Annotated in this window: 18 protein-coding genes; 17 read left to right on the forward strand and 1 reads right to left on the reverse strand. The window is 61.5% G+C overall.

The features are described from left to right. The first annotated feature begins 14 nt into the window (after positions 1–14). From sdhC to NLI84_RS08990, 17 genes are all read left to right on the forward strand, one after another. A complete protein-coding gene (sdhC, locus tag NLI84_RS08910) occupies positions 15–389 on the forward strand; it encodes a succinate dehydrogenase, cytochrome b556 subunit (protein WP_255989692.1) in 375 nt (124 codons plus the stop codon). Further along, complete coding sequence (gene sdhD / locus NLI84_RS08915; RefSeq protein ID WP_255989695.1) at positions 383–730, forward strand: succinate dehydrogenase, hydrophobic membrane anchor protein; 348 nt, start codon at positions 383–385, stop codon at positions 728–730. Before sdhC ends, sdhD begins: the two co-directional genes overlap by 7 nt. Then, positions 730–2,502: a succinate dehydrogenase flavoprotein subunit gene (gene sdhA, locus NLI84_RS08920; protein WP_255989696.1), complete on the forward strand. Its 1,773-nt coding sequence runs from the start codon at positions 730–732 to the stop codon at positions 2,500–2,502. The genes sdhD and sdhA overlap by 1 nt, the downstream gene beginning before the upstream one ends. 13 nt (positions 2,503–2,515) lie before the next feature. Continuing rightward, positions 2,516–3,226 carry a succinate dehydrogenase iron-sulfur subunit gene (locus tag NLI84_RS08925; protein WP_255989697.1) on the forward strand — a complete coding sequence of 237 codons (711 nt, stop codon included), beginning with the start codon at positions 2,516–2,518 and terminating at the stop codon, positions 3,224–3,226. A gap of 65 nt (positions 3,227–3,291) precedes the next feature. Further along, the gene (locus tag NLI84_RS08930) at positions 3,292–3,537 is read left to right on the forward strand and encodes an FAD assembly factor SdhE (RefSeq protein ID WP_255989698.1); all 246 of its coding nucleotides are present in this window, start codon (positions 3,292–3,294) and stop codon (positions 3,535–3,537) included. 41 nt (positions 3,538–3,578) lie between these two features. Continuing rightward, a complete protein-coding gene (gene gltA / locus NLI84_RS08935) occupies positions 3,579–4,862 on the forward strand; it encodes a citrate synthase (protein WP_255989699.1) in 1,284 nt (427 codons plus the stop codon). Between the two features lie 112 nt (positions 4,863–4,974). Then, positions 4,975–7,794, forward strand: coding sequence for a 2-oxoglutarate dehydrogenase E1 component (locus NLI84_RS08940; RefSeq protein WP_255989701.1), 2,820 nt, complete (start codon positions 4,975–4,977; stop codon positions 7,792–7,794). 64 nt (positions 7,795–7,858) lie between these two features. Continuing rightward, positions 7,859–9,097: a 2-oxoglutarate dehydrogenase complex dihydrolipoyllysine-residue succinyltransferase gene (gene odhB, locus NLI84_RS08945; protein WP_255989702.1), complete on the forward strand. Its 1,239-nt coding sequence runs from the start codon at positions 7,859–7,861 to the stop codon at positions 9,095–9,097. A gap of 123 nt (positions 9,098–9,220) precedes the next feature. Continuing rightward, positions 9,221–10,651, forward strand: a complete 1,431-nt coding sequence (gene lpdA, locus NLI84_RS08950; protein ID WP_255989703.1) for a dihydrolipoyl dehydrogenase — start codon at positions 9,221–9,223, stop codon at positions 10,649–10,651. 98 nt (positions 10,652–10,749) lie between these two features. Continuing rightward, complete coding sequence (gene sucC / locus NLI84_RS08955) at positions 10,750–11,913, forward strand: ADP-forming succinate--CoA ligase subunit beta (protein WP_255989704.1); 1,164 nt, start codon at positions 10,750–10,752, stop codon at positions 11,911–11,913. Between the two features lie 29 nt (positions 11,914–11,942). Further along, complete coding sequence (sucD, locus tag NLI84_RS08960) at positions 11,943–12,830, forward strand: succinate--CoA ligase subunit alpha (protein ID WP_255989705.1); 888 nt, start codon at positions 11,943–11,945, stop codon at positions 12,828–12,830. 363 nt (positions 12,831–13,193) lie between these two features. Beyond that, positions 13,194–16,082 carry a ribonucleoside-diphosphate reductase subunit alpha gene (locus NLI84_RS08965; protein WP_255989707.1) on the forward strand — a complete coding sequence of 963 codons (2,889 nt, stop codon included), beginning with the start codon at positions 13,194–13,196 and terminating at the stop codon, positions 16,080–16,082. A 127-nt stretch (positions 16,083–16,209) separates the two neighbouring features. Continuing rightward, positions 16,210–16,842 carry a hypothetical protein gene (locus tag NLI84_RS08970; RefSeq protein WP_255989709.1) on the forward strand — a complete coding sequence of 211 codons (633 nt, stop codon included), beginning with the start codon at positions 16,210–16,212 and terminating at the stop codon, positions 16,840–16,842. 72 nt (positions 16,843–16,914) lie between these two features. Beyond that, positions 16,915–17,481, forward strand: a complete 567-nt coding sequence (locus NLI84_RS08975; RefSeq protein WP_255989711.1) for a hypothetical protein — start codon at positions 16,915–16,917, stop codon at positions 17,479–17,481. A gap of 37 nt (positions 17,482–17,518) precedes the next feature. Further along, a complete protein-coding gene (locus NLI84_RS08980) occupies positions 17,519–18,631 on the forward strand; it encodes a ribonucleotide-diphosphate reductase subunit beta (protein WP_255989712.1) in 1,113 nt (370 codons plus the stop codon). Between the two features lie 66 nt (positions 18,632–18,697). Further along, positions 18,698–19,729 (forward strand): hypothetical protein, encoded by a 1,032-nt coding sequence (locus NLI84_RS08985; RefSeq protein WP_255989713.1) that lies wholly within the window; start codon positions 18,698–18,700, stop codon positions 19,727–19,729. Beyond that, a complete protein-coding gene (locus NLI84_RS08990) occupies positions 19,722–20,342 on the forward strand; it encodes a hypothetical protein (protein WP_255989714.1) in 621 nt (206 codons plus the stop codon). Before NLI84_RS08985 ends, NLI84_RS08990 begins: the two co-directional genes overlap by 8 nt. Here NLI84_RS08990 and NLI84_RS08995 read toward each other — a convergent pair. Beyond that, positions 20,339–20,587, reverse strand: coding sequence for a hypothetical protein (locus NLI84_RS08995; RefSeq protein WP_255989715.1), 249 nt, complete (start codon positions 20,585–20,587; stop codon positions 20,339–20,341). The genes NLI84_RS08990 and NLI84_RS08995 overlap by 4 nt on opposite strands. Between the last annotated feature and the right edge of the window lie 493 nt (positions 20,588–21,080).

Raw genomic sequence — 21,080 nt, forward strand, 5'->3', positions numbered from 1 at the left:
GGAGGAACGCGCGTATGAACAAAAAACGCCCCAAGCACCTCGAGCTGTGGAACATCTCGTTTCCGCTGCCGGCGATCGTGTCCGGGTTGCACCGGATCAGCGGCGCCCTGATGTCGCTGGCCATTCCCTTCGTGCTGTTCGCGCTCGCGGGCACGCTGTCCTCCGCTGAGCGTTTCGACGCCTTCAAGTCCTGTATCTCGAATCCGCTGGTCAAGATTGCGCTCTTGGTAGTGCTGTGGGCCTTTTTGCACCACGCCTGTGCCGGCATCCGCTTCCTGCTGATGGATATCCACAAGGGGGTCGACCTGCCGACGGCGCGCCTGAGCGCCAAGATCGTGCTGGCCGTGAGCCTGGTTCTGACCGCAGTCATCGGGGTGTACGCATGGTAAATCGTCAAGTTGTCGGCGCGCACTACGGTCTGCGCGACTGGCTGGTGCAACGCGTCACCGCCGTCATCATGCTGGTCTACACGATAGGCATCGTCGCCTTCCTGTTCCTCGCGACCGACGCCAGCTACGCCGCCTGGCAGGCGCTGTTCGCCTGTACCTGGGTCAAGGTGCTGACCACCGTCACCGTGGTGGCGCTGCTGTGGCATGCCTGGGTCGGCGTGCGCGATATCTGGATGGACTACGTGCAGCCCGTCGGCATCCGCCTGACGTTGCATGTGCTGACCATCCTGTGGCTGGTCGCCAGCTTCATTTATTCGATTCACGTTGTGTGGGGTGTTTGATGTCCGTTCCTGTTCGTAAATTCGATGCGGTCATCGTCGGTGCGGGCGGTGCGGGTCTGCGCGCCGCGCTGCAATTGTCTGAAGCCGGCCTCAAGACGGCCGTGCTCTCCAAGGTATTCCCCACCCGCTCGCACACCGTGGCGGCGCAAGGTGGCGTGTCCGCGTCACTGGGCAATTCCGAGCCGGATCACTGGCACTGGCATATGTACGACACCGTGAAGGGTTCGGACTGGCTGGGTGACCAGGATGCGATCGAGTTCATGTGCCGCGAAGCGCCGAATGTCGTGGTCGAGCTCGAGCACTTCGGCATGCCGTTCGACCGCAATGCCGATGGCACCATTTACCAGCGCCCCTTCGGCGGCCATATGAGCAATTTCGGCGAGAAGCCGGTGCGCCGCGCCTGTGCCGCGGCTGACCGCACCGGCCACGCCATGCTGCACGCGCTGTACCAGCGCAACGTGCGCGCCAACACCCAGTTCTTCGTCGAATGGATGGCGCTCGACCTGGTGCGCGATGCCGACGGCAACGTGCAGGGCGTCGTCGCCATGGAAATGGAAACGTCGGAAATCTACGTGTTCCAGGCCAAGGCCACGCTGTTCGCCACCGGTGGCGCCGGTCGTATCTTCGCCTCCAGCACCAACGCCTTCATCAATACCGGTGATGGCCTTGGCATGGCGGCGCGCGCCGGCATCCCGCTGGAAGACATGGAGTTCTGGCAGTTCCACCCCACTGGCGTGGCCGGTGCCGGCGTGCTGATCACCGAGGGTGTGCGCGGCGAGGGCGGCATCCTGCGCAACTCGTCGGGCGAGCGTTTCATGGAGCGCTATGCGCCCAACGCCAAGGATCTGGCCAGCCGCGACGTGGTGTCGCGTGCCATGGTCACCGAGATCAACGAAGGCCGTGGCTGTGGTCCGAACAAGGATCACGTGCTGCTCGACATCACCCACCTGGACCCGGAAGTCATCAAGTCCAAGCTGCCGGGCATCCGCGAGATCTCGATCAAGTTCGCCGGCGTCGATCCGATCAAGGCGCCGATCCCTGTGGTGCCGACCTGCCACTACCAGATGGGTGGTATCCCCACCAACTATCGCGGCGAAGTCGTGGTCGATGGCAACGTGGTCAGCGGTTTCTACGCCGCCGGTGAAGTGGCGTGTGCCTCGGTGCACGGCGCCAATCGCCTCGGCACCAACTCGTTGCTCGACCTATTGGTGTTCGGCAAGAGCTCGGGCAACTCGATGATCGATTTCATCAAGACCGCGCCCAAGGATCTGCCGGAGCTGGCGCAGGCCGACGTCGAGCGCTCGGTCGCCCGGGTCGAGGCGCTGAACACCCGCGCAGGCGGTGTGGAAGTGAACGACGCGCGCAGCGCGATGCAGGCCACCATGCAGAAGCACTGTGGCGTGTTCCGCTTCAAGGACATGCTCGCCGACGGCGTGGCCAAGATCCTCGAAGTCGAGAAGCTGGTGCAGAACATGGTCATTGGCGACAAATCCAAGACCTTCAACACCGCCCGCCTCGAAGCGCTGGAAGTCGAGAACCTGATCGAAGTGGCCAAGGCGACGATGATTTCGGCCAATGCCCGCACCGAATCGCGCGGCGCCCACGTGCGCGACGACGCGGCCGATACGCCGCAGAACCCGAACGGCCGCGACGACGAAAACTGGCTCAAGCACACGCTGTGGTACCGCGCAGGCAACCAGCTGGGTTACAAGCCGGTGACGATGAAGCCGCTGTCGGTCGAGACCATCGCCCTGAAGACCCGCTCCTACTGAGGGGAATGCATCAATGACTACCCGTACCGTACGTTTCAGCATCTATCGCTTCGATCCGGAAAAGGACGCGAAGCCGTACATGAAGGATTACACCGTCGAGCTCGACGCCACCGAGCACAAGCTGCTCGACGCCCTCGTCAAGCTCAAGGTGGTCGACGACACCGTCTCGTTCCGCCGTTCCTGCCGTGAAGGCGTGTGCGGTTCGGACGCGATGAACATCAACGGCCGCAACGGCCTCGCCTGCATTACCGATGTGGACGACCTGAAGCAGCCGATCCAGATCCGCCCGCTGCCGGGCCTGCCGGTGGTGCGCGACCTGATCGTCGACATGACGCAGTTCTTCAAGCAGTACCACTCGATCAAGCCCTATCTGCAGAACGACACGCCTGCGCCCGATCGCGAGCGGTTGCAGAACCAGGAAGACCGCAAGGAGCTCGATGGTCTGTACGAGTGCATCCTGTGCGCGTGCTGCTCCACCTCCTGTCCGTCGTTCTGGTGGAACCCGGACAAGTTCGTCGGCCCGGCCGGCCTGTTGGCGGCGTACCGCTTCATTGCCGATACCCGCGATACCGCGACCAACGAGCGCCTGGACAATCTGGAAGATCCTTACCGGCTGTTCCGCTGCCACACCATCATGAACTGCGTCGATGTCTGCCCCAAGGAGCTCAATCCGACCAAGGCGATCGGCAAGATCAAGGATCTGATGGTCAAGCGCATCGCCTGACGGCAACGCCGCCCGCTCGCGGGCTTTGCAACAAAGGCGCCTGGCGGCGCGAAGGCAGTGACACTGTGGATGAAGTCGAACTCAAGCGCATCGTCTGGCGCTCGCGCCGCGGGCTGTTGGAACTCGACCTGCAGCTGGAGCGCTTCGTCGCCGAGGACTTGCCGCAGCTGACCGAACCCGAGCTCGTGCTGTACCGCGAGCTGCTGCAATACCCGGACAACGACCTGCTCGATTACCTGAACGGCAGGTCCGAGTGCCCGAACCCACGGCTTTGGCCAATCATCGCGCGCATCCGCGCCGCACAACGATAAAGTCGGCTACGGCCGAGGTTACTACCCAGGAGCCCCATCAGATGGCAAACAAAGTGACTCTGACCTACAACGGCGACCAGACCATCGAGCTGCCGGTTCTGCCAGGTACGCTCGGCCCGTCCGTGGTCGATATCCGCGCGTTCTCCAAGACGGGCATGTTCACCTTCGATCCGGGTTTCCTCGCCACCTCGTCGTGCGAATCCAAGATCACCTTCATCGATGGCGATGAAGGCCAGCTCTACTATCGCGGCTACCCGATCGAGCAGCTTGCCGAGCACAGCGACTACCTCGAGGTGTGTTACGTCCTGGTGTATGGCGAATTGCCGAATGCCGCGCAGAAGGTCGAATTCGAAAAGACCGTGATGAAGCACACCATGGTCCACGACCAGCTGACCCGCTTCTTCAACGGTTTCCGCCGCGATGCTCACCCGATGGCCATGATGGTCGGTGTCGTCGGCGCGCTCTCCGCGTTCTACCAAGACAGCCTCGACATCAATGATCCGGAGCACCGCAAGGTCGCGATCTATCGCCTGATCTCCAAGATCCCGACGATCGCCGCCATGTGCTACCGCTATAACCAGGGCCTGCCGTTCAACTACCCGAAGAACGAGCTCTCCTATACCGCCAACTTCCTGCACATGATGTTCTCGACGCCGTGCGAGAACTACACGCCGAACCCGGTGCTGGTGCGCGCGCTCGACCGCATCTTCACGCTGCATGCCGATCACGAGCAGAACGCCTCCACGTCGACCGTGCGCCTGGCCGGCTCCTCGGGCGCCAACCCGTTCGCCTGCATCGCCGCCGGCATCGCCTGCCTGTGGGGCCCGTCGCACGGTGGCGCCAACGAAGCCGTGCTGAAAATGCTCGACGAGATCGGTTCGGTCGACAACGTGCCGGCGTTCATGGAAGGCGTGAAGGCCAAGACCCACAAGCTGATGGGCTTCGGTCACCGCGTGTACAAGAACTTCGATCCGCGCGCCAAGATCATGAAGCAGACCTGCGACGAGGTATTGAACGAGCTCGGCCTGCGTGACGATCCGCAATTCCAGCTGGCGATGAAGCTCGAGGAAATCGCGCTGAGCGATCCGTACTTCATCGAGCGCAAGCTCTACCCGAACGTCGATTTCTACTCGGGCATCGTGCTGACTGCGCTCGGCATCCCGGTGTCGATGTTCACCGTGATCTTTGCGCTCGCCCGCACCGTGGGCTGGATCAGCCACTGGAACGAGATGATCTCGGATCCGGGCATGAAGATCGGCCGTCCGCGCCAGCTCTATACCGGCGCGAAGCGTCGCGATTACGTGGCCGTGACCGACCGCAAGTAAGCGTGATTGCCTAACAGCGCCGCCGCAACGCACGGCGGCGCAGCATGACCCAGGGTTTGCTCAAAGACAGGTTTGCAGCCGGCGCATGCCGGCTCAAGGATAGTCCCGCATCATGATGAAAGAACTGGAACTGAATTCCCATCTGTTTGGTGGGAATGCCCCGTTCGTCGAGGATCTGTACGAACAGTATCTCGCCGATCCGGCCGCCATCGACCCCAAATGGCGTGATTACTTCGACAAGCTGCAACAGACCGACGGTGGCAACGAGCGCGATATCGCGCGTGCGCCGATCGAGGAGTCGTTCATCCGCCTGGCACGTCAGCCGCGCTTGGCTGCGGTGCGCGACGTGGCGGCCGAGCGCGAGGCCAGCCGCAAGCAGGTGGCCGTGCTGCGCCTGATCAACGCCTACCGCCTGCTCGGCAGCCGCGCGGCCGATCTCGATCCGCTGGCGCGCATGGACATGGCACCGGTGCCCGAGCTCGATCCGGGCTATTACGATCTCTCCAGCGCCGACATGGCAGTCCAGTTCAATTGCGGCAACCTGGCGGGGCCTGAGAACGCACCGCTGTCCGACATCATCTCGCGCCTGCGCCAGATCTACTGCGGCCATATCAGCGTCGAATCGATGCATATGACTAGCACTGAAGAGCGGATGTGGGTGCAGGGGCACTTCGAAAGTTCGCTGTCGACCCCCAACTTCAGCGCCGAGCAGAAAAAACGCATCCTCAAGCAGGTGACCGCCGCCGAAACGATGGAGCAGTATCTGCATCGCAAGTACGTTGGCCAGAAGCGCTTCTCGCTCGAAGGCGGTGACAGCTTCATCGCCGCGATGGACCAGCTGGTGCAGGGCGCCGGTCGCGATGGCGTGCAGGAAATGGTGATCGGCATGGCCCACCGTGGCCGGCTCAACATCCTGGTCAACACGCTGGGTAAGTTGCCGCGCGAACTGTTCAGTGAATTCGAAGGCCGCCCGACCACCGATCTGCCCTCGGGCGACGTGAAGTACCACAACGGTTTCTCGGCCGATATCCCAACGCCGGGCGGCCCGATCCACCTCTCGCTGGCGTTCAACCCGTCCCACCTCGAGATCGTCAACCCGGTGGTCGAAGGATCGGTGCGCGCGCGCCAGCAGCGCCGCGGCGACAAGAGCGGCGGGCAGGTGCTGCCGGTGCTGGTGCACGGCGATTCGGCCTTCATTGGCCTCGGTACCAACCAGGGTACGTTCAACCTGTCGCAGACCCGTGGCTATGGCACGGGCGGCACGGTGCACATCGTGATCAACAACCAGGTGGGTTTCACCACCTCGGACATCCGCGACAATCGCTCGACGCTGTATTGCACCGACATCGCCAAGATGATCGAGGCGCCGATCATCCACGTGAACGGCGACAACCCGGAAGCGGTGTGTTTCGTGGTCGAAGCGGCGCTCGCCTATCGCAAGCAGTTCCACAAGGACGTGGTGATCGATCTGGTCTGCTTCCGCAAGCATGGCCACAACGAGGCCGATGACCCGTACGTGACGCAGCCGATGATGTACCGCAAGATCGCCGCGCATCCGGGCGTGCGCAAGAAGTACGCCGATCGCCTGATCGCCGAGAGCATCGTTACCGCCGGCGAGGCCGATGGCCTGATCCAGGCGTATCGCGATGCGCTCGATCGCGGCGAGCATGTCGAGCAGACCACGCTGACCGATTACAAGCGCAATTTCGCGATCGATTTTGCCAAGTACATGGGCAACCACTGGCGCACGCCGGTGACGACCGCCGTGCCGCAGGCCGATCTGGTGCGCCTCACCGAGAAGTTCACTTCGACGCCCGAGGGCTTCAAGCTGCGCAACACGGTCGAGAAGATCATCAACGAGCGCCGCGAGATGGCCGCTGGCAACGCCGGCGTCGATTTCGGCATGGCCGAGCATCTGGCGTATGCCACGCTGTTGACCGAAGGCTTCGCCGTGCGCATCTCAGGCGAGGATTCGGGCCGCGGCACGTTCAACCACCGCCACGCCGTGCTGCACGACCAGAACCGCGAGAAGTGGGACGAGGGCGCTTACACCCCGCTGCAACACCTGTCGGACAACCAGGCGCACTTCCTGGTGATCGACTCCATCCTCAACGAGGAAGCGGTGCTGGCGTTCGAATACGGCTACGCCTGCTCGGCACCGGAAGAGCTCACCATCTGGGAAGCGCAGTTCGGCGACTTCGCCAACGGCGCGCAGGTGGTGATCGACCAGTTCATCACCTCGGGCGAAACCAAGTGGGGCCGTTTGTGCGGCCTGACCATGATGCTGCCACATGGCTACGACGGCCAGGGCCCGGAGCACAGCTCGGCGCGCGTCGAGCGCTACCTGCAGCTGTGTGCCGAGCACAACATCCAGGTGGTGCAGCCGACCGAGGCCGCGCAGATGTTCCACATGCTGCGTCGCCAGATGCTGCGCCCGGTCCGCAAGCCGCTCGTCATCATCATGAGCAAGCGCCTGTTGAAGGCCAAGCTCGCGTCCAGCCCGATCGAGCATCTGGCCAGCGGTGAATTCCGCAATGTGATCGGCGATCCGGTCCAGCTCGACGCCAAGAAGGTCAAGCGCGTCGTCATCTGCGCCGGCCAGGTGTATTACGACCTCGACAACGCCCGCAAGGAGCGCGAGGTCAAGGACATCGCCATCGTGCGTATCGAACAGCTCTATCCGTTCCCGACCGAGGAACTGCAGGCCGAACTCGCCAAGTATCCGAACGCCCGTGAGGTGATGTGGGTACAGGAAGAGCCGCGCAACCAGGGCGCCTGGAACCAGATCCGTCACCGCCTCGAAGGCACGATGAATCCCAAGCAGGAATTGCTGTACGCCGGTCGCCAGTCGTCGGCATCGCCGGCGGTCGGCTACATGAGCAAACACACCGCCCAGCTCAAGGCCTTCCTCGACGAGGCCATGACGCTGTAAACCCCGCGCGGCGGCAGGTGCCGCCGCGTCTTGTCTCGAGCAAGAGCCAACGGAGTATTTGAAGATGATCGTAGAAATCAAGGTGCCGCAGCTGCCGGAATCGGTGTCCGAAGCGACGCTGCTGCAATGGAAGAAGAAAGCAGGTGCAGCGGTTGCCCGTGACGAGAACCTGATCGATATCGAGACCGACAAGGTCGTGCTCGAAATCACCGCGCCGCAGGCTGGCGTGCTGGTGTCCATCGTCAAGAAGGACGGCGACACCGTGACCAGCAACGAAGTGATCGCCACCATCGATACCGAGGCCGCCACCGGCGCCGCCGCACCGTCCCCGGCTGCGCCTACGCCCGCGCAGGAAACGAAGCGCGTCGAGGCCGCTGCCTCCGCAGCCGGCGTCGATCCGGCCTCGGTCGGCTTTGGCACTGCCGTGATGCCGGCCGCCAAGAAGCTGGCCGCCGACAACCAGGTTGACCTATCCAAGGTGGAAGGCTCGGGCCGTGGTGGTCGCGTGCTGAAGGAAGACGTGCAGAATGCCATCGCCGGCGGCAGCAAGCCCGCCGCTGCACCGGCGCCGGCCGCAGCGCCCGTGGCCGTGGCTCAGGGCGATCGCCCTGAGCAGCGCGTGCCGATGAGCCGCCTGCGCCAGCGCGTGGCCGAGCGCCTGCTGCAATCACAACAGACCAACGCCATCCTCACCACCTTCAACGAAGTGAACATGAAGCCGGTGATGGACCTGCGCAACAAGTACAAGGACCGCTTCGAGAAGGAGCACGGCGTGAAGCTGGGCTTCATGGGCTTTTTCGTGAAGGCCGTGGTGGCCGCGCTGAAGAAGTACCCGATCGTGAACGCCTCGGTCGACGGCAACGACGTCGTCTACCACGGCTACTTCGATATCGGCGTGGCTGTCGGCTCGCCGCGTGGCCTCGTGGTGCCGGTGATCCGCAACGCCGACCAGCTGAGCCTGGCTGACATCGAGAAGACCATCGCCGACTTTGGCAAGCGCGCGCAGGAAGGCAAGCTGGGCATTGAAGAGCTTACCGGTGGCACCTACACCATCTCCAACGGCGGCACCTTCGGCTCGATGATGTCGACCCCCATCATCAACCCGCCGCAATCGGCCATCCTGGGCATGCACGCGACCAAGGAGCGTGCCGTGGTCGAGAACGGCGAGATCGTGGTGCGCCCGATGATGTATCTGGCGCAATCGTACGACCACCGCATCATCGATGGCCGCGAAGCCGTGCTGAGCCTGGTGGCGGTCAAGGAAGCGATCGAAGACCCGGCGCGTCTGCTGCTGGATCTGTAATTGGATTTCGGGGCGAGGACTGGGGAGCCTGGGTTTTTCGCTCTTCGTCCCCACCCTTAGCGCCATAGACTAGCGGGTGTGAGTGGCTATGCCTCACACCTGACACCTCACAAGGTTTTCACCATGCCTCAACAATTCGACGTCGTCGTCATCGGTGGTGGCCCCGGCGGCTACGTCGCCGCGATCCGCGCCGCGCAGCTGGGTTTCAAGACCGCCTGCGTTGACGAATTCAAGAACCAGGAAGGCAAGCAGAGCCTGGGCGGCACCTGCCTTAACGTCGGCTGCATTCCTTCGAAGGCACTGCTGGAATCGTCCGAGAACTGGGAGCGCATCGAGCACAAGTTCGAAGCGCACGGCATCTCGGTGACTGGTGCCAAGTTCGACGTGAAGAAGATGCTGGAGCGCAAGGACGGCATCGTCGCCAAGCTGACCCAGGGCGTGGCCTACCTGTTGAAGAAGAACAAGGTGGCCGCGCTGTTCGGCCACGGCAAGCTGTTGGCGCACAAGGATGGCACGTGGCAGATTGAAGTGGCGGGCGAGAACACCGAGACGGTGACCGCCACCCACGTGATCATTGCCACGGGCTCCGTGCCGCGCCAGCTGCCGGGCGCGCCGACCGACAACAAGCTGATCCTCGACAACGAGGGTGCGCTGGCGATTCCCGAAGTGCCCAAGAAGCTGGGCGTGATCGGCGCCGGCGTGATCGGCCTGGAAATGGGCTCGGTCTGGAAGCGCCTGGGCGCCGACGTGACGGTGCTCGAAGCCGCGCCGGGCTTTTTGCTCGCCGCCGACGAGGCGATCGCCCGCGAAGCGCAGAAGATCTTCACCAAGGACCTGGGCCTCAAGATCAGCACCTCCGTGAAGATCGCCGAAGTGAAGCCGGGCAAGAACAACGTCAAGGTGAGCTACGCCGACAGCGAAGGCAAGGAACACAGCGAGACCTTCGACAAGCTGATCGTCTCCATCGGCCGCGTGCCCAATACCTGGAACCTCGCCAGCGACGCCGTGGGTCTGCCGACGGACGAGCGCGGCTTCATCGTCGTCGACGACGAATGCCGTACCAGCCTGCCCAACCTGTGGGCGGTGGGTGACGTGGTGCGCGGCCCGATGCTGGCGCACAAGGCCTCCGAAGAGGGCGTGGCGGTGGCCGAGCGTATCGCCGGCCAGCATCCGCATATCGACTTCAACACCGTGCCGTGGGTGATCTACACCAGCCCGGAAATGGCCTGGGTCGGCAAGACCGAGCAACAGCTGAAGCAGGAAGGCATCGAGTACCGCAAGGGCCAGTTCCCGTTCAGCCCGAACGGTCGCGCGCTGGGCCTCGGTGAAACCGCCGGCTTCGTCAAGATGCTGGCCGATGCCAAGACCGACCGCATTCTCGGCGTGCACATCATCGGCCCGTTCGCCTCGGAGTTGATCACCGAGGCCGTGGTGGCGATGGAGTTCAACGCCAGCTCGGAAGATCTCGCCCGTATCGTCCACGCCCACCCGTCCTTGTCCGAAGCGATGCACGAAGCAGCGCTCGGCGTCGACAAGCGTGGTTTGCATAGCTAAATGCTGTGAGAGGTGAAAAGTGAAAGGTGCAGCGGCTAGCGTTTCACCATCACGGTTCACGTTTCACGTTTCACAAGCCTGGTTACAAAGGAACAACGATGAATCTGCATGAATACCAAGCCAAGGAACTGCTGGCGCAATACGGCCTGCCGGTCCAGAAGGGCATCCTGGCCAGGTCGGCCGAAGAAGCGGCTGCCGCTTACGACACCCTCGGCGGCAAGTTCGCCGTGGTCAAGGCCCAGGTCCACGCCGGTGGCCGCGGCAAGGCCGGCGGCGTCAAGGTGGTCAAGAGCCGCGAAGAAGCGGCTGAAGTCGCCAAGACGCTGATCGGCACCAATCTCATCACCTACCAGACCGACGCGGCCGGCCAGCCGGTGCACTCGGTGCTGGTGTGTGAAGACATGTACCCGGTACAGCGCGAGCTGTACCTGGGCGCCGTGGTCGATCGCTCCAGCCAGCGCGTCGTGTTCATGGTCTCCACCGAAGGCGGTGTCGAGATCGAGAAGGTGGCCGAGGAAACCCCGGAAAAGATCATCAAGATCGAGATCGATCCGCTCGTTGGCGCGCAGCCGTTCCAGGGCCGTGATGCCGCGTTCGCGCTCGGCCTGCAAGGCCCGCAGGTGGCTGCGTTCACCAAGCTGTTCCTGGGCGCTGCCCAAGCCTTCATCGAGAACGATTTCGCCCTGTTCGAAGTGAACCCGCTGGCGCTGCGTGAAAACGGCGAACTGGCTTGCGTCGACGGCAAGATCAACCTGGATTCCAACGCGCTGTATCGCCACCCCAAGCTGTTGGCGCAACGCGACAAGAGCCAGGAAAACGAGCGCGAAGTGAAGGCGTCCGAGTTCGAGCTGAACTACGTGGCACTCGAAGGCAATATCGGCTGCATGGTGAATGGCGCGGGCCTGGCAATGGCCACCATGGACATCATCAAGCTCAAGGGTGGCCAGCCGGCCAACTTCCTGGACGTCGGCGGCGGCGCCACCAAGGAGCGCGTGATCGAGGCCTTCAAGCTGATCCTCGCCGACGAATCGGTGAAGGGCGTGCTGATCAACATCTTCGGCGGGATCGTGCGCTGCGACATGATCGCCGAGGCCATCATTGCCGCGGTGAAGGAAGTGAATGTGACGGTGCCGGTGGTGGTTCGCCTGGAAGGCAACAACGCTGAGCTCGGCGCCAAGATCCTCGACGAATCCGGTCTCAAGCTGACTTCGGCCCAGGGCCTCAACGACGCGGCCGAGAAGATCGTCGCCGCCCTGGCCTGATCACCTGCATACGGATAAGGAATAAACCCATGAGCGTTTTGGTCAACAAAGATACAAAGGTGCTGGTGCAAGGCTTCACTGGCAAGAACGGCACGTTCCACGCCGAACAGGCGCTGAAGGTCGGCACCAAGGTGGTCGGTGGCGTCACCCCGGGCAAGGGCGGTTCCGAACACCTGGGCCTGCCGGTGTTCAACACCATGAAGGAAGCCGTGCGCGAAACCCGGGCTGACGCCTCGGTGATCTACGTGCCGGCACCGTTCGCCAAGGATTCCATCCTCGAAGCGATCGATAGCGGCGTGAAGCTGGTGGTCTGCATCACCGAAGGCGTGCCGACCATCGACATGCTGTACGTGAAGAAGGCCGTCGACGAAGCCGGCATCCGCCTGATCGGCCCGAACTGCCCCGGCATCATCACCCCGGGCGAGTGCAAGATCGGCATCATGCCGTGGCACATCCACCAGCCGGGCCGCATCGGCATCGTGTCGCGCTCGGGCACCCTGACCTATGAAGCGGTGGCGCAGACCACCGCGCTGGGCCTGGGCCAATCGACCTGCATCGGCATCGGCGGCGACCCGATCCCGGGCACCTCGCACATCGATGCGCTCAAGCTGTTCCAGGATGATCCGGATACCGACGCCATCATCATGATCGGCGAGATCGGCGGTTCGGCCGAGGAAGAGGCAGCCGAGTTCGCCCAGAGCTACGTGAAGAAGCCGGTGGTGGGCTACATCGCCGGTGTCACCGCTCCCAAGGGCAAGCGCATGGGCCACGCGGGCGCCATCATCTCCGGCGGCAAGGGCACGGCCGAGGAAAAGTTCGCCGCGTTCGAGCGCGCGGGCATCGCCTACACCCGCAGCCCGGCCGAACTGGGCAAGACCATGTTCGAGCTGCTGAAGTCCAAGGGCATGATCAAGTAACTGGCCTGCTGTGCGACGAAAAACGCCACCTCCGGGTGGCGTTTTTTTATGCCGTGCTGGCCCTGGGCGCAGCCGTCTGGCTGGGTGTGAAAAAGGCGCAACAGTCCGGCTGGCGGCTCCGCTGGGGCTGTCGTTTTACTGCAACATGCCCCGAACTGCGGTGGCCATTGGCTTTGCCTTGAAGCCGCCTCAATTAGCAACCACTGATCGGCTTAACACAGCTGTTCCGTGTTGCGCCAGTACGCCGCTTTCCCCTAGTATTTGTGTCAGCCGGGTCGTGGCACCACTATATGTTGTGTTCACAATCCACCCACAGTTTGTCCACATTCTCATTCCTGGCCCATCTACAACAAGGAGCCGAGCATGTATGCCGCGCTGGATAGCACCACTGGAAGCCGCATGAACGATACCCTCGACAGCACCCCCAACCAATACGCCAACTACAAGACCATACGCCGCAATGGCTCGGTGGTCGGGTTCGAACCGTCCAAGATCTCGGTGGCGGTGACCAAGGCGTTCATCGCGGTGCAGGGTAGCCATGCGGCATCCTCGGCAGCGGTGCGCGAACGCGTGGCGGCATTGACCGATTCGGTGGTGAACGCGCTGATGCGTCGCAAGCCCGAAGGCGGCGCCATCCATATCGAAGATATCCAGGACCAGGTGGAACTGGCGCTGATGCGCGCCGGCGAGCACGACGTGGCGCGTGCCTACGTGATCTACCGCGAGCGCCGCGCAGCAGAGCGCGCCGCCAAGGCCGAAGAATCGGGCGAGCAGCTGGTCGAGCTGAACGTGAAGTACGAGAACGGCAGCAGCCGTCCGCTCGATCTTTCCAAGCTCAAGGCACTGATCGCCTCGGCTTGCTCCGGCTTCGAAGCGGTGACCGACCAGGGTGCCGTGCTCGCCGAAACGCTGAAGAACCTGTACGACGGCGTGCCGGCCGAGGAAGTGCGCAAATCTGCTGTGCTGTCCGCCCGCGCGCTGATCGAGCAGGAGCCGGCCTACAGCTTCGTCACCGCCCGCCTGCTGCTCAACATCCTGCGCCGTGAAGTGCTGGGCGAGGAAGCCAGCCACGAAGAGATGGCCGAGCGCTACGCCGACTATTTCCCACGCTTCATCAAGCGCGGTATCGAGGCCGAACTGCTGGACGAAAAGCTCGCCCAGTTCGACCTGGCGCGCCTGGGCGCCGCACTCAAGCACGAGCGCGACTACCAGTTCGGCTACCTGGGCCTGCAGACGCTGTTCGATCGCTACTTCCTGCACGTGGAAGGCACCCGCATCGAGCTGCCGCAAGCGTTCTATATGCGCGTGGCCATGGGCCTGGCGCTGAACGAGGTGGACCGCGAAGCGCGCGCCATCGAATTCTACAACGTGCTGTCCACCTTCGATTTCATGAGCTCGACCCCGACGCTGTTCAACTCCGGCACCCGCCGCAGCCAGCTGTCGTCGTGCTACCTGACCACCATCGCCGATGACCTCGACGGCATCTACGAGGGGCTCAAAGAAAACGCGCTGCTGTCCAAGTTCGCCGGCGGCCTCGGCAACGACTGGACCCCGGTGCGCGCGCTGGGCAGCCATATCAAGGGCACCAACGGCAAATCGCAGGGCATCGTGCCCTTCCTCAAGGTGGTGAACGACACCGCCGTGGCCGTAAACCAGGGCGGCAAGCGCAAGGGCGCCGTCTGCGCCTACCTGGAAACCTGGCACGCCGACATCGAGGAATTCCTCGAGCTGCGCAAGAACACCGGTGACGATCGCCGTCGTACTCACGACATGAACACCGCCAACTGGATCCCCGACCTCTTTATGAAGCGGGTGATGGAAGGCGGCGACTGGACGCTGCTGTCGCCGTCCGAGGCATCCGACCTGCACGACCTGTATGGCCGCGACTTCGAGACCGCCTACCTGCGCTACGAAGAAAAAGCCGCGCGTGGCGAGATGAAGGTGGCCAAGAAGCTGCCGGCGCTTACGCTGTGGCGCAAGATGCTGACCATGCTGTTCGAGACCGGTCATCCCTGGTTCACCTTCAAGGACCCGTGCAACATCCGCAGCCCGCAGCGGCACGTCGGCGTGGTTCACAGCTCCAACCTGTGCACCGAGATCACGCTCAACACCAACGACAGCGAAATCGCCGTCTGCAACCTGGGTTCGGTCAACCTGGTCAACCACTTGAAGGATGGCCAGCTCGATTCCGAGAAGCTTGCCCGCACCGTGAAGACCGCGATGCGCATGCTCGACAACGTGATCGATATCAACTACTACCCGGTACGCAAGGCGCGCAATTCCAACCTGAAGCATCGCCCGGTGGGCATGGGCATCATGGGCTTCCAGGATGCGCTCTATATGCTGCGCACCCCGTACGGTTCGGACGCCGCCGTCGAGTTCGCCGACCAGTCGATGGAGCTGATCGCCTATCACGCCTACTGGGCCTCGACCGAGCTTGCCCAGGAGCGCGGTACTTACCCGAGCTTCAAGGGCAGCCTGTGGGATCGCGGCATCCTGCCGCACGATTCGCTCAAATTGCTGGCCGAGGAGCGCGGCGGCTTCCTGGAAGTGGATACCAGCGAGCGCCTCGATTGGTCCGCGCTGCGTGAGCGCATCGCCAGCTACGGCATGCGCAACAGCAACTGCCTGGCGATCGCCCCGACCGCGACCATTGCCAACATCGTCGGCGTATCGGCGTCGATCGAGCCGACCTACCAGAACCTGTTCGTGAAATCGAACCTGTCGGGCGAATTCACCGTGATCAACGAGTACCTGGTGCGCGATCTGAAGGAGCGCGGCCTGTGGGACGAGGTGATGATCTCGGACCTGAAGTATTTCGACGGCTCGGTGGCCCGCATCGATCGCATTCCGGAAGACCTGCGCGCGCTGTACGCCACGGCCTTCGAAATGGACCCGATCTGGCTGGTGGAATGCGCATCGCGTCGGCAGAAATGGATCGACCAGGCGCAGTCGCTCAACATCTACATGGGCGGCGCCTCGGGCAAGAAGCTGGACGAGCTCTACAAGCACGCCTGGATCCGTGGCCTGAAGACCACTTATTACCTGCGCACGCTGTCGGCATCGAGCGCCGAGAAGTCGACCGGCCGCGGCGGCGAGCTGAACGCCGTAGCGGCAGGTAGCGGCATCAGCGCGGTGGCCGCCCCGGCAGCGCCAGTCGCGCCTGCGATCAGCGAAGGCGCTGGCGACGGTGCGGCCGACGGTGCCAAGTTCTGCAGTATCGATGATCCTGAGTGCGAGGCCTGCCAGTAAGCGGGTTCCGTCCCGGCGCCGTGCAGCCGCGCGGCGCCGGGGCACGCTGGTTCGTCCAGCGTGTTGCCGCATCGCGGTTGGCCCCAGCCCCGATGCGGCAACAAAACCAAAAATGGATGGAGCGAGCATGATGTCACCCCGATACGCGTTGGCCGCCTTGCTGCTGGCCACGCTGGCGCAGGCGGAAGACGCCCCGGCGCCCACCCCCGCACCGGCGCCGGAAGCGGCCGCCGCAGCGCCCGCGGAGCCGGCCAAGCCGGTTGAACTGACGCGCCTCGCCGCGCCCGAAGGCCGCGCGTTGGCGCTGCTGTCGATCACGCTGTCGGCACCGCCCGATGCCGACGATGGCTTCGCCACCCTCGTGTTCGAGGGCCCGGGCGGCGTGCAGAAGATCACGGTGACGGCGGGCGAGCGCATCGCCAATTTCGGCGGCCAGCCCGAAGCCATCGGCAAGCTGCTGCAGATCAGCCTGCCGCCCGGCCCTTTTGTGCTGCGCCATGTGACGGGCAGCTACGAGCCGGCCGAAGGCGGCAAGAAGCGCGAATTCTGGGTGCCGCTGGGGCAGCGCTTTGCCATCGCGCCCAACGAGGTGGCTTACCTTGGCAACCTGCACGTGGTGGTCGACGGCACGCCGATCGCGGTGTTTTCCGACCAGCGTGCGCGGGATTTCTACGCGCTGGCGCAAGAGGCCCAGATCAACGACATGAGCAACCTGCAAGGCCGCATCCCGCAGCCCGCAGGCTTGCCTTACCCGTATTGAGGCAGATATCCCAGGCGGAACAACCTTCGTGCCGGACCGTGGTCTGAGCTGGATGCCCCAGGAGAAATCGTCATGCAACGACTGCTGATCGTGATTGCCGCGCTACTGCTCACTGCCTGTGCCAGCCTGCGCCCGCCCGTCGATACCAGTGGCCGCATCGCGCTGCAGCCGGGGCAGGGGGCCGCCATGATCGCGGTCACCATGACGACACTGGCCTTTGACGACACCGGTGAGGCCGCCGTCGATATCGTCGGCCCCGGCGGCAAGGCCACGGTGATGGCGCGCGAGCTCACCGATTACATCCGCGCGCCGGGCGACGAATCCGACGGCAAGGGCCGCTTGTTCGTGGTCCCGCTGCCCGCGGGTGACTACCGCATCGTCCAGGCCTGGGGTGGCTGGACCGAGGACATCGGCGGCTGGCGCATGTATCGCCATGTGAACTTCCCGATGAACACCCCATTCACCGTCGCCCCCGGCCGCGTGACCTACCTGGGCCAGGTGCAGCTAAACCTGAATTTCCAGTCGGACATGACTGTCGCCGACACCCGGCGCCGCGATCTGAACCATGCCCAGGTGCTGTGGGGCGTTACCGACACCAGCAATATCGATTTCCACCCGATTTCCGGCGCGCAACGTTAAGCGCCCGCACCATCCATAGCAACACGAGGACTCATCCATGCTCAGCTTCGACGACGATATCGCCACCGCCGCTCCCGTACCGCGCCCGGCCCAGCCCCAACCGGCTGCCCAGCCCGCCGCCCCAGCCGCCAGTGGCCGCGTCAATGTGGTCGACAAGCGCGTGATCAACGGCACCACCGATGTGAACCAGCTGGTGCCGTTCAAGCACAAGTGGGCGTGGGAGAAGTATCTGGCCCAGTGCGCCAACCACTGGATGCCGCAGGAAGTGAACATGCAGCGCGATATCGAGCTGTGGAAGAGCCCCAACGGCATGAGCGAGGACGAAAAGCGCCTGGTCAAGCGCAACCTGGGCTTCTTCGTCACCGCCGACAGCCTCGCCGCCAACAACATCGTGCTCGGCACCTATCGCCACATCACCAGCCCGGAATGCCGCCAGTTCCTGCTGCGCCAGGCCTTCGACGAAGCCATTCATACCCACGCCTACCAGTACATCGTGGAATCGCTGGGCCTGGACGAAGGCGAGGTGTTCAACGCCTATCACGAAGTGGCCAGCATTCGTAACAAGGATGAATTTCTCATCCCCTTTATCGATGTGCTGACTGATCCCAACTTCAAGACCGGCACGCTGGAGACGGATCAACAGCTGCTCAAATCGCTGATCGTGTTCGCCTGCATCATGGAAGGCATGTTCTTCTATGTGGGTTTCGTGCAGATCCTGGCACTGGGCCGCCAGAACAAGATGACCGGCGCCGCCGAGCAATACCAGTACATCCTGCGTGACGAATCGATGCACTGCAATTTCGGCATCGATCTGATCAACACCATCAAGATGGAAAACCCGCAGCTGTGGACCGACAGCTTCAAGGCTGAAATCGTTGAGCTGTTCAAGCACGCGGTGGAACTGGAATACGCCTACGCGGAGGACACCATGCCGCGCGGCGTGCTGGGCCTCAATGCCGCCCAGTTCAAGGAATACCTGCGCTTCATCGCCAACCGCCGTCTGCAGCAGATTGGTCTGGATACGCTGTACCCCGGTGTAACCAACCCGTTCCCGTGGATGAGCGAGATGATCGACTTGAAGAAAGAGAAAAACTTCTTCGAGACGCGGGTGACGGAATATCAGACGGGTGGGGCGTTGAACTGGGATTGATTCGATATTTGCAGAGTTAAATGAAGGGGTGGCATTTGCTGCCCCTTTTTTTTGGGGGGGATTTCGATGAGCCGATTTCAAAAGAAAGTAGAATTTGCGAACTTCATACTACATGTTGGAGAATTAAAATTCTTAGACGTTTTTCATCAAATTGTATATGCAGCTTTTTTTGAGCGGTGGGGCAGAAAATATGGGAACTCGACATATATGCTCCATAAATGCTCATTGGTAAATGTTGGCAGGGATGAGTTCGAGCCGGCTATCGTTGGGAGAATCATTAAAGACGAGAGAATTATTCGACACCAACGGTTCGAAGAAGGGGAGCTTATAGATGATCCGGCTGAGTTGGCTAATTGTCCTTCAAGTTTGTTTGCATTGCTATTGAAGAGCCACCGTTTAATGTTTCTTCGAGAAATGCCAGGTGCGCCGGGTGTGGACGCTTTTAGAACTACGGTGGAAAATTTCCTAAAGAGGTCATGGAAGACATTCCTAAAAGAGGAGTTCGATAAAGGCTCCGTAGGCCTTGATAGAGCCTCCAAAGCGGAGCTTAGGAAGCGGCTGGAGGACTTTTATCCGAAACCCGAGCTGAAGGTGATTCCACTGGTTTCTGATAATGATGATATCGAAAGGTTTTTGGGTCGATATCATAAAATTGAAACAATTGGCTTGAAAATAATAAAGCCAAATGATGAGAATGATTCCAGTATCTTGTTTCGAGAGATGCGGCGAAATCAGGCCGTTCTGGGGGACTCATCTGGAAAGGTGGTTTTTCAAAATTCTGCGGGCTTGGATAAGGAGGGGGCAAGAAATGTAGTCTCTTCTGCCATTGAGGATCAGAATGTAGAGTTCACTATTGTGGGGCAAGATCAAGGTGGGGGAAGGTTATCAGTTCAAAATGATGATGCGAAATACACAGTTCCCCTCGGTGTTGAAATAGTTCACCCTATCCAAGCGGCTCGAGCAATGTTTCAAAAATTCAAGGCGTTGTTGGAGGCGAGAATTTTCCGTCCCCCTTCGATTGTAGACCTTGAGCAAGTTGAAGAAAAAATAGAACAGATAGCCGAGATTTATCCGATTGAGGGAGAGGGGGATGTCTGACTACGAGCAAAGGGAGTATACCCCTGAAGACTTTCTTCGAGAGAAGAATATATTTGACATATTTAAATTGTCTTGGCGAGTTCGTCTGGGTAAGTTTAATTTAGCAGTCCCTATTTTGGTGTTTGCATATGCAATGGCGTCTTGGTTGATATGGGGTCAGGCCTCCTCCTCAGAGTATGTTCGACAGTTGGCGACCAATGCTATCGGTTGGGTTATGGGGATGCTAGGTTTTATGATCGCTGGGTATACGGTTTTTGCTACCTTAACAAGGTCAGAACTAAGCTTGAGTATGATGGGGTTTTACGATGAAAGTCGGCGCGTAACTCTTTTGCAAGTGACTCATATCAACTTCATAAAAGTTTTTATTTGGTCGGTCGTGTTCTGCTTTGGTTACCTCTTGGTGTTGTTGATGGGGGCTCCAAGCGGAGTCCTTACTCAAGTGGTTGCGAGGTGTTATACCTTTCCTGGTTTGAAGGGTGGCTTGCTCTCATTTTCAGAGGCAAGCATCTATGCATCGCTGGCATATGTCTTGCTGTTGATGAAGTCGTTTGTATTTAATGTCTACCATTCGATAATGACTTCATTGGCGTGGGAGGCAAAGAACCGCGGTTAATGCAAGGTTTTATCTTTATGTTTTTGTGCTTTCAGCACGGTGTTTTTATGCCGGTTCCGCCCGGCGGACGGGTTCATTTCTTTTGCTTCGCCAAAAGAAACGAACCAAAGAAAAGGCGACCCCGCCTTGCGGCCCTCCGGGCTGCCCTCAGTCGGTCGCGAGCCTAAGGTCTCGCTCCGCTCCTTCGGCGCCTGGCACAGGGGGGAAAAAGCAAGCACCAGTATTTGCGGGACGATTCCCTGCAAGCTTTTTGCTAGGTGAAACCTCTCCTCGTGCCCTTACGCCAAGAGAGGAAAGTCGTTGGTGTTTCGCTGGCCGCCAAAAAAACCCCTCGGATTGCGCACCAACCGAATTCCCCTCAGGAGCGCCGAGCGAGGAACAAGCGGGGCGGGGTTTCGCCGAGGATGTTTGAGCGAGTAAAGCGAGCGAGTCCCGCAGGCGCCGACTCGATTGTCCGCAGCGAGGGAACCGGCAAAGCCGGTGCGTATGCGGGTCACGCCAAAGCTTGGCGGCTTTACCGCCTAGCGACGCGCGATGCAGAGCACGCCTTTTCTTTGGTTCGTTTCTTTTGGCGACGCAAAAGAAATGAACCCGTGGGCGCGGCGGAACGCGCATGTAAACACCGCGCCGTAGGCGCTGCCCGCAGATTAGCGCGCCGCCATGCCCTCTATCGCTTCACCCGCTTGAGGATCAGCAATACGTTGCTTGATCCTTCTTCGGATTTGAATTGCATCGGCC

This window comes from Chitinolyticbacter albus, assembly GCF_024437655.1.
Classification (GTDB): Bacteria; Pseudomonadota; Gammaproteobacteria; order Burkholderiales; family Chitinibacteraceae; genus Chitinolyticbacter; species Chitinolyticbacter albus.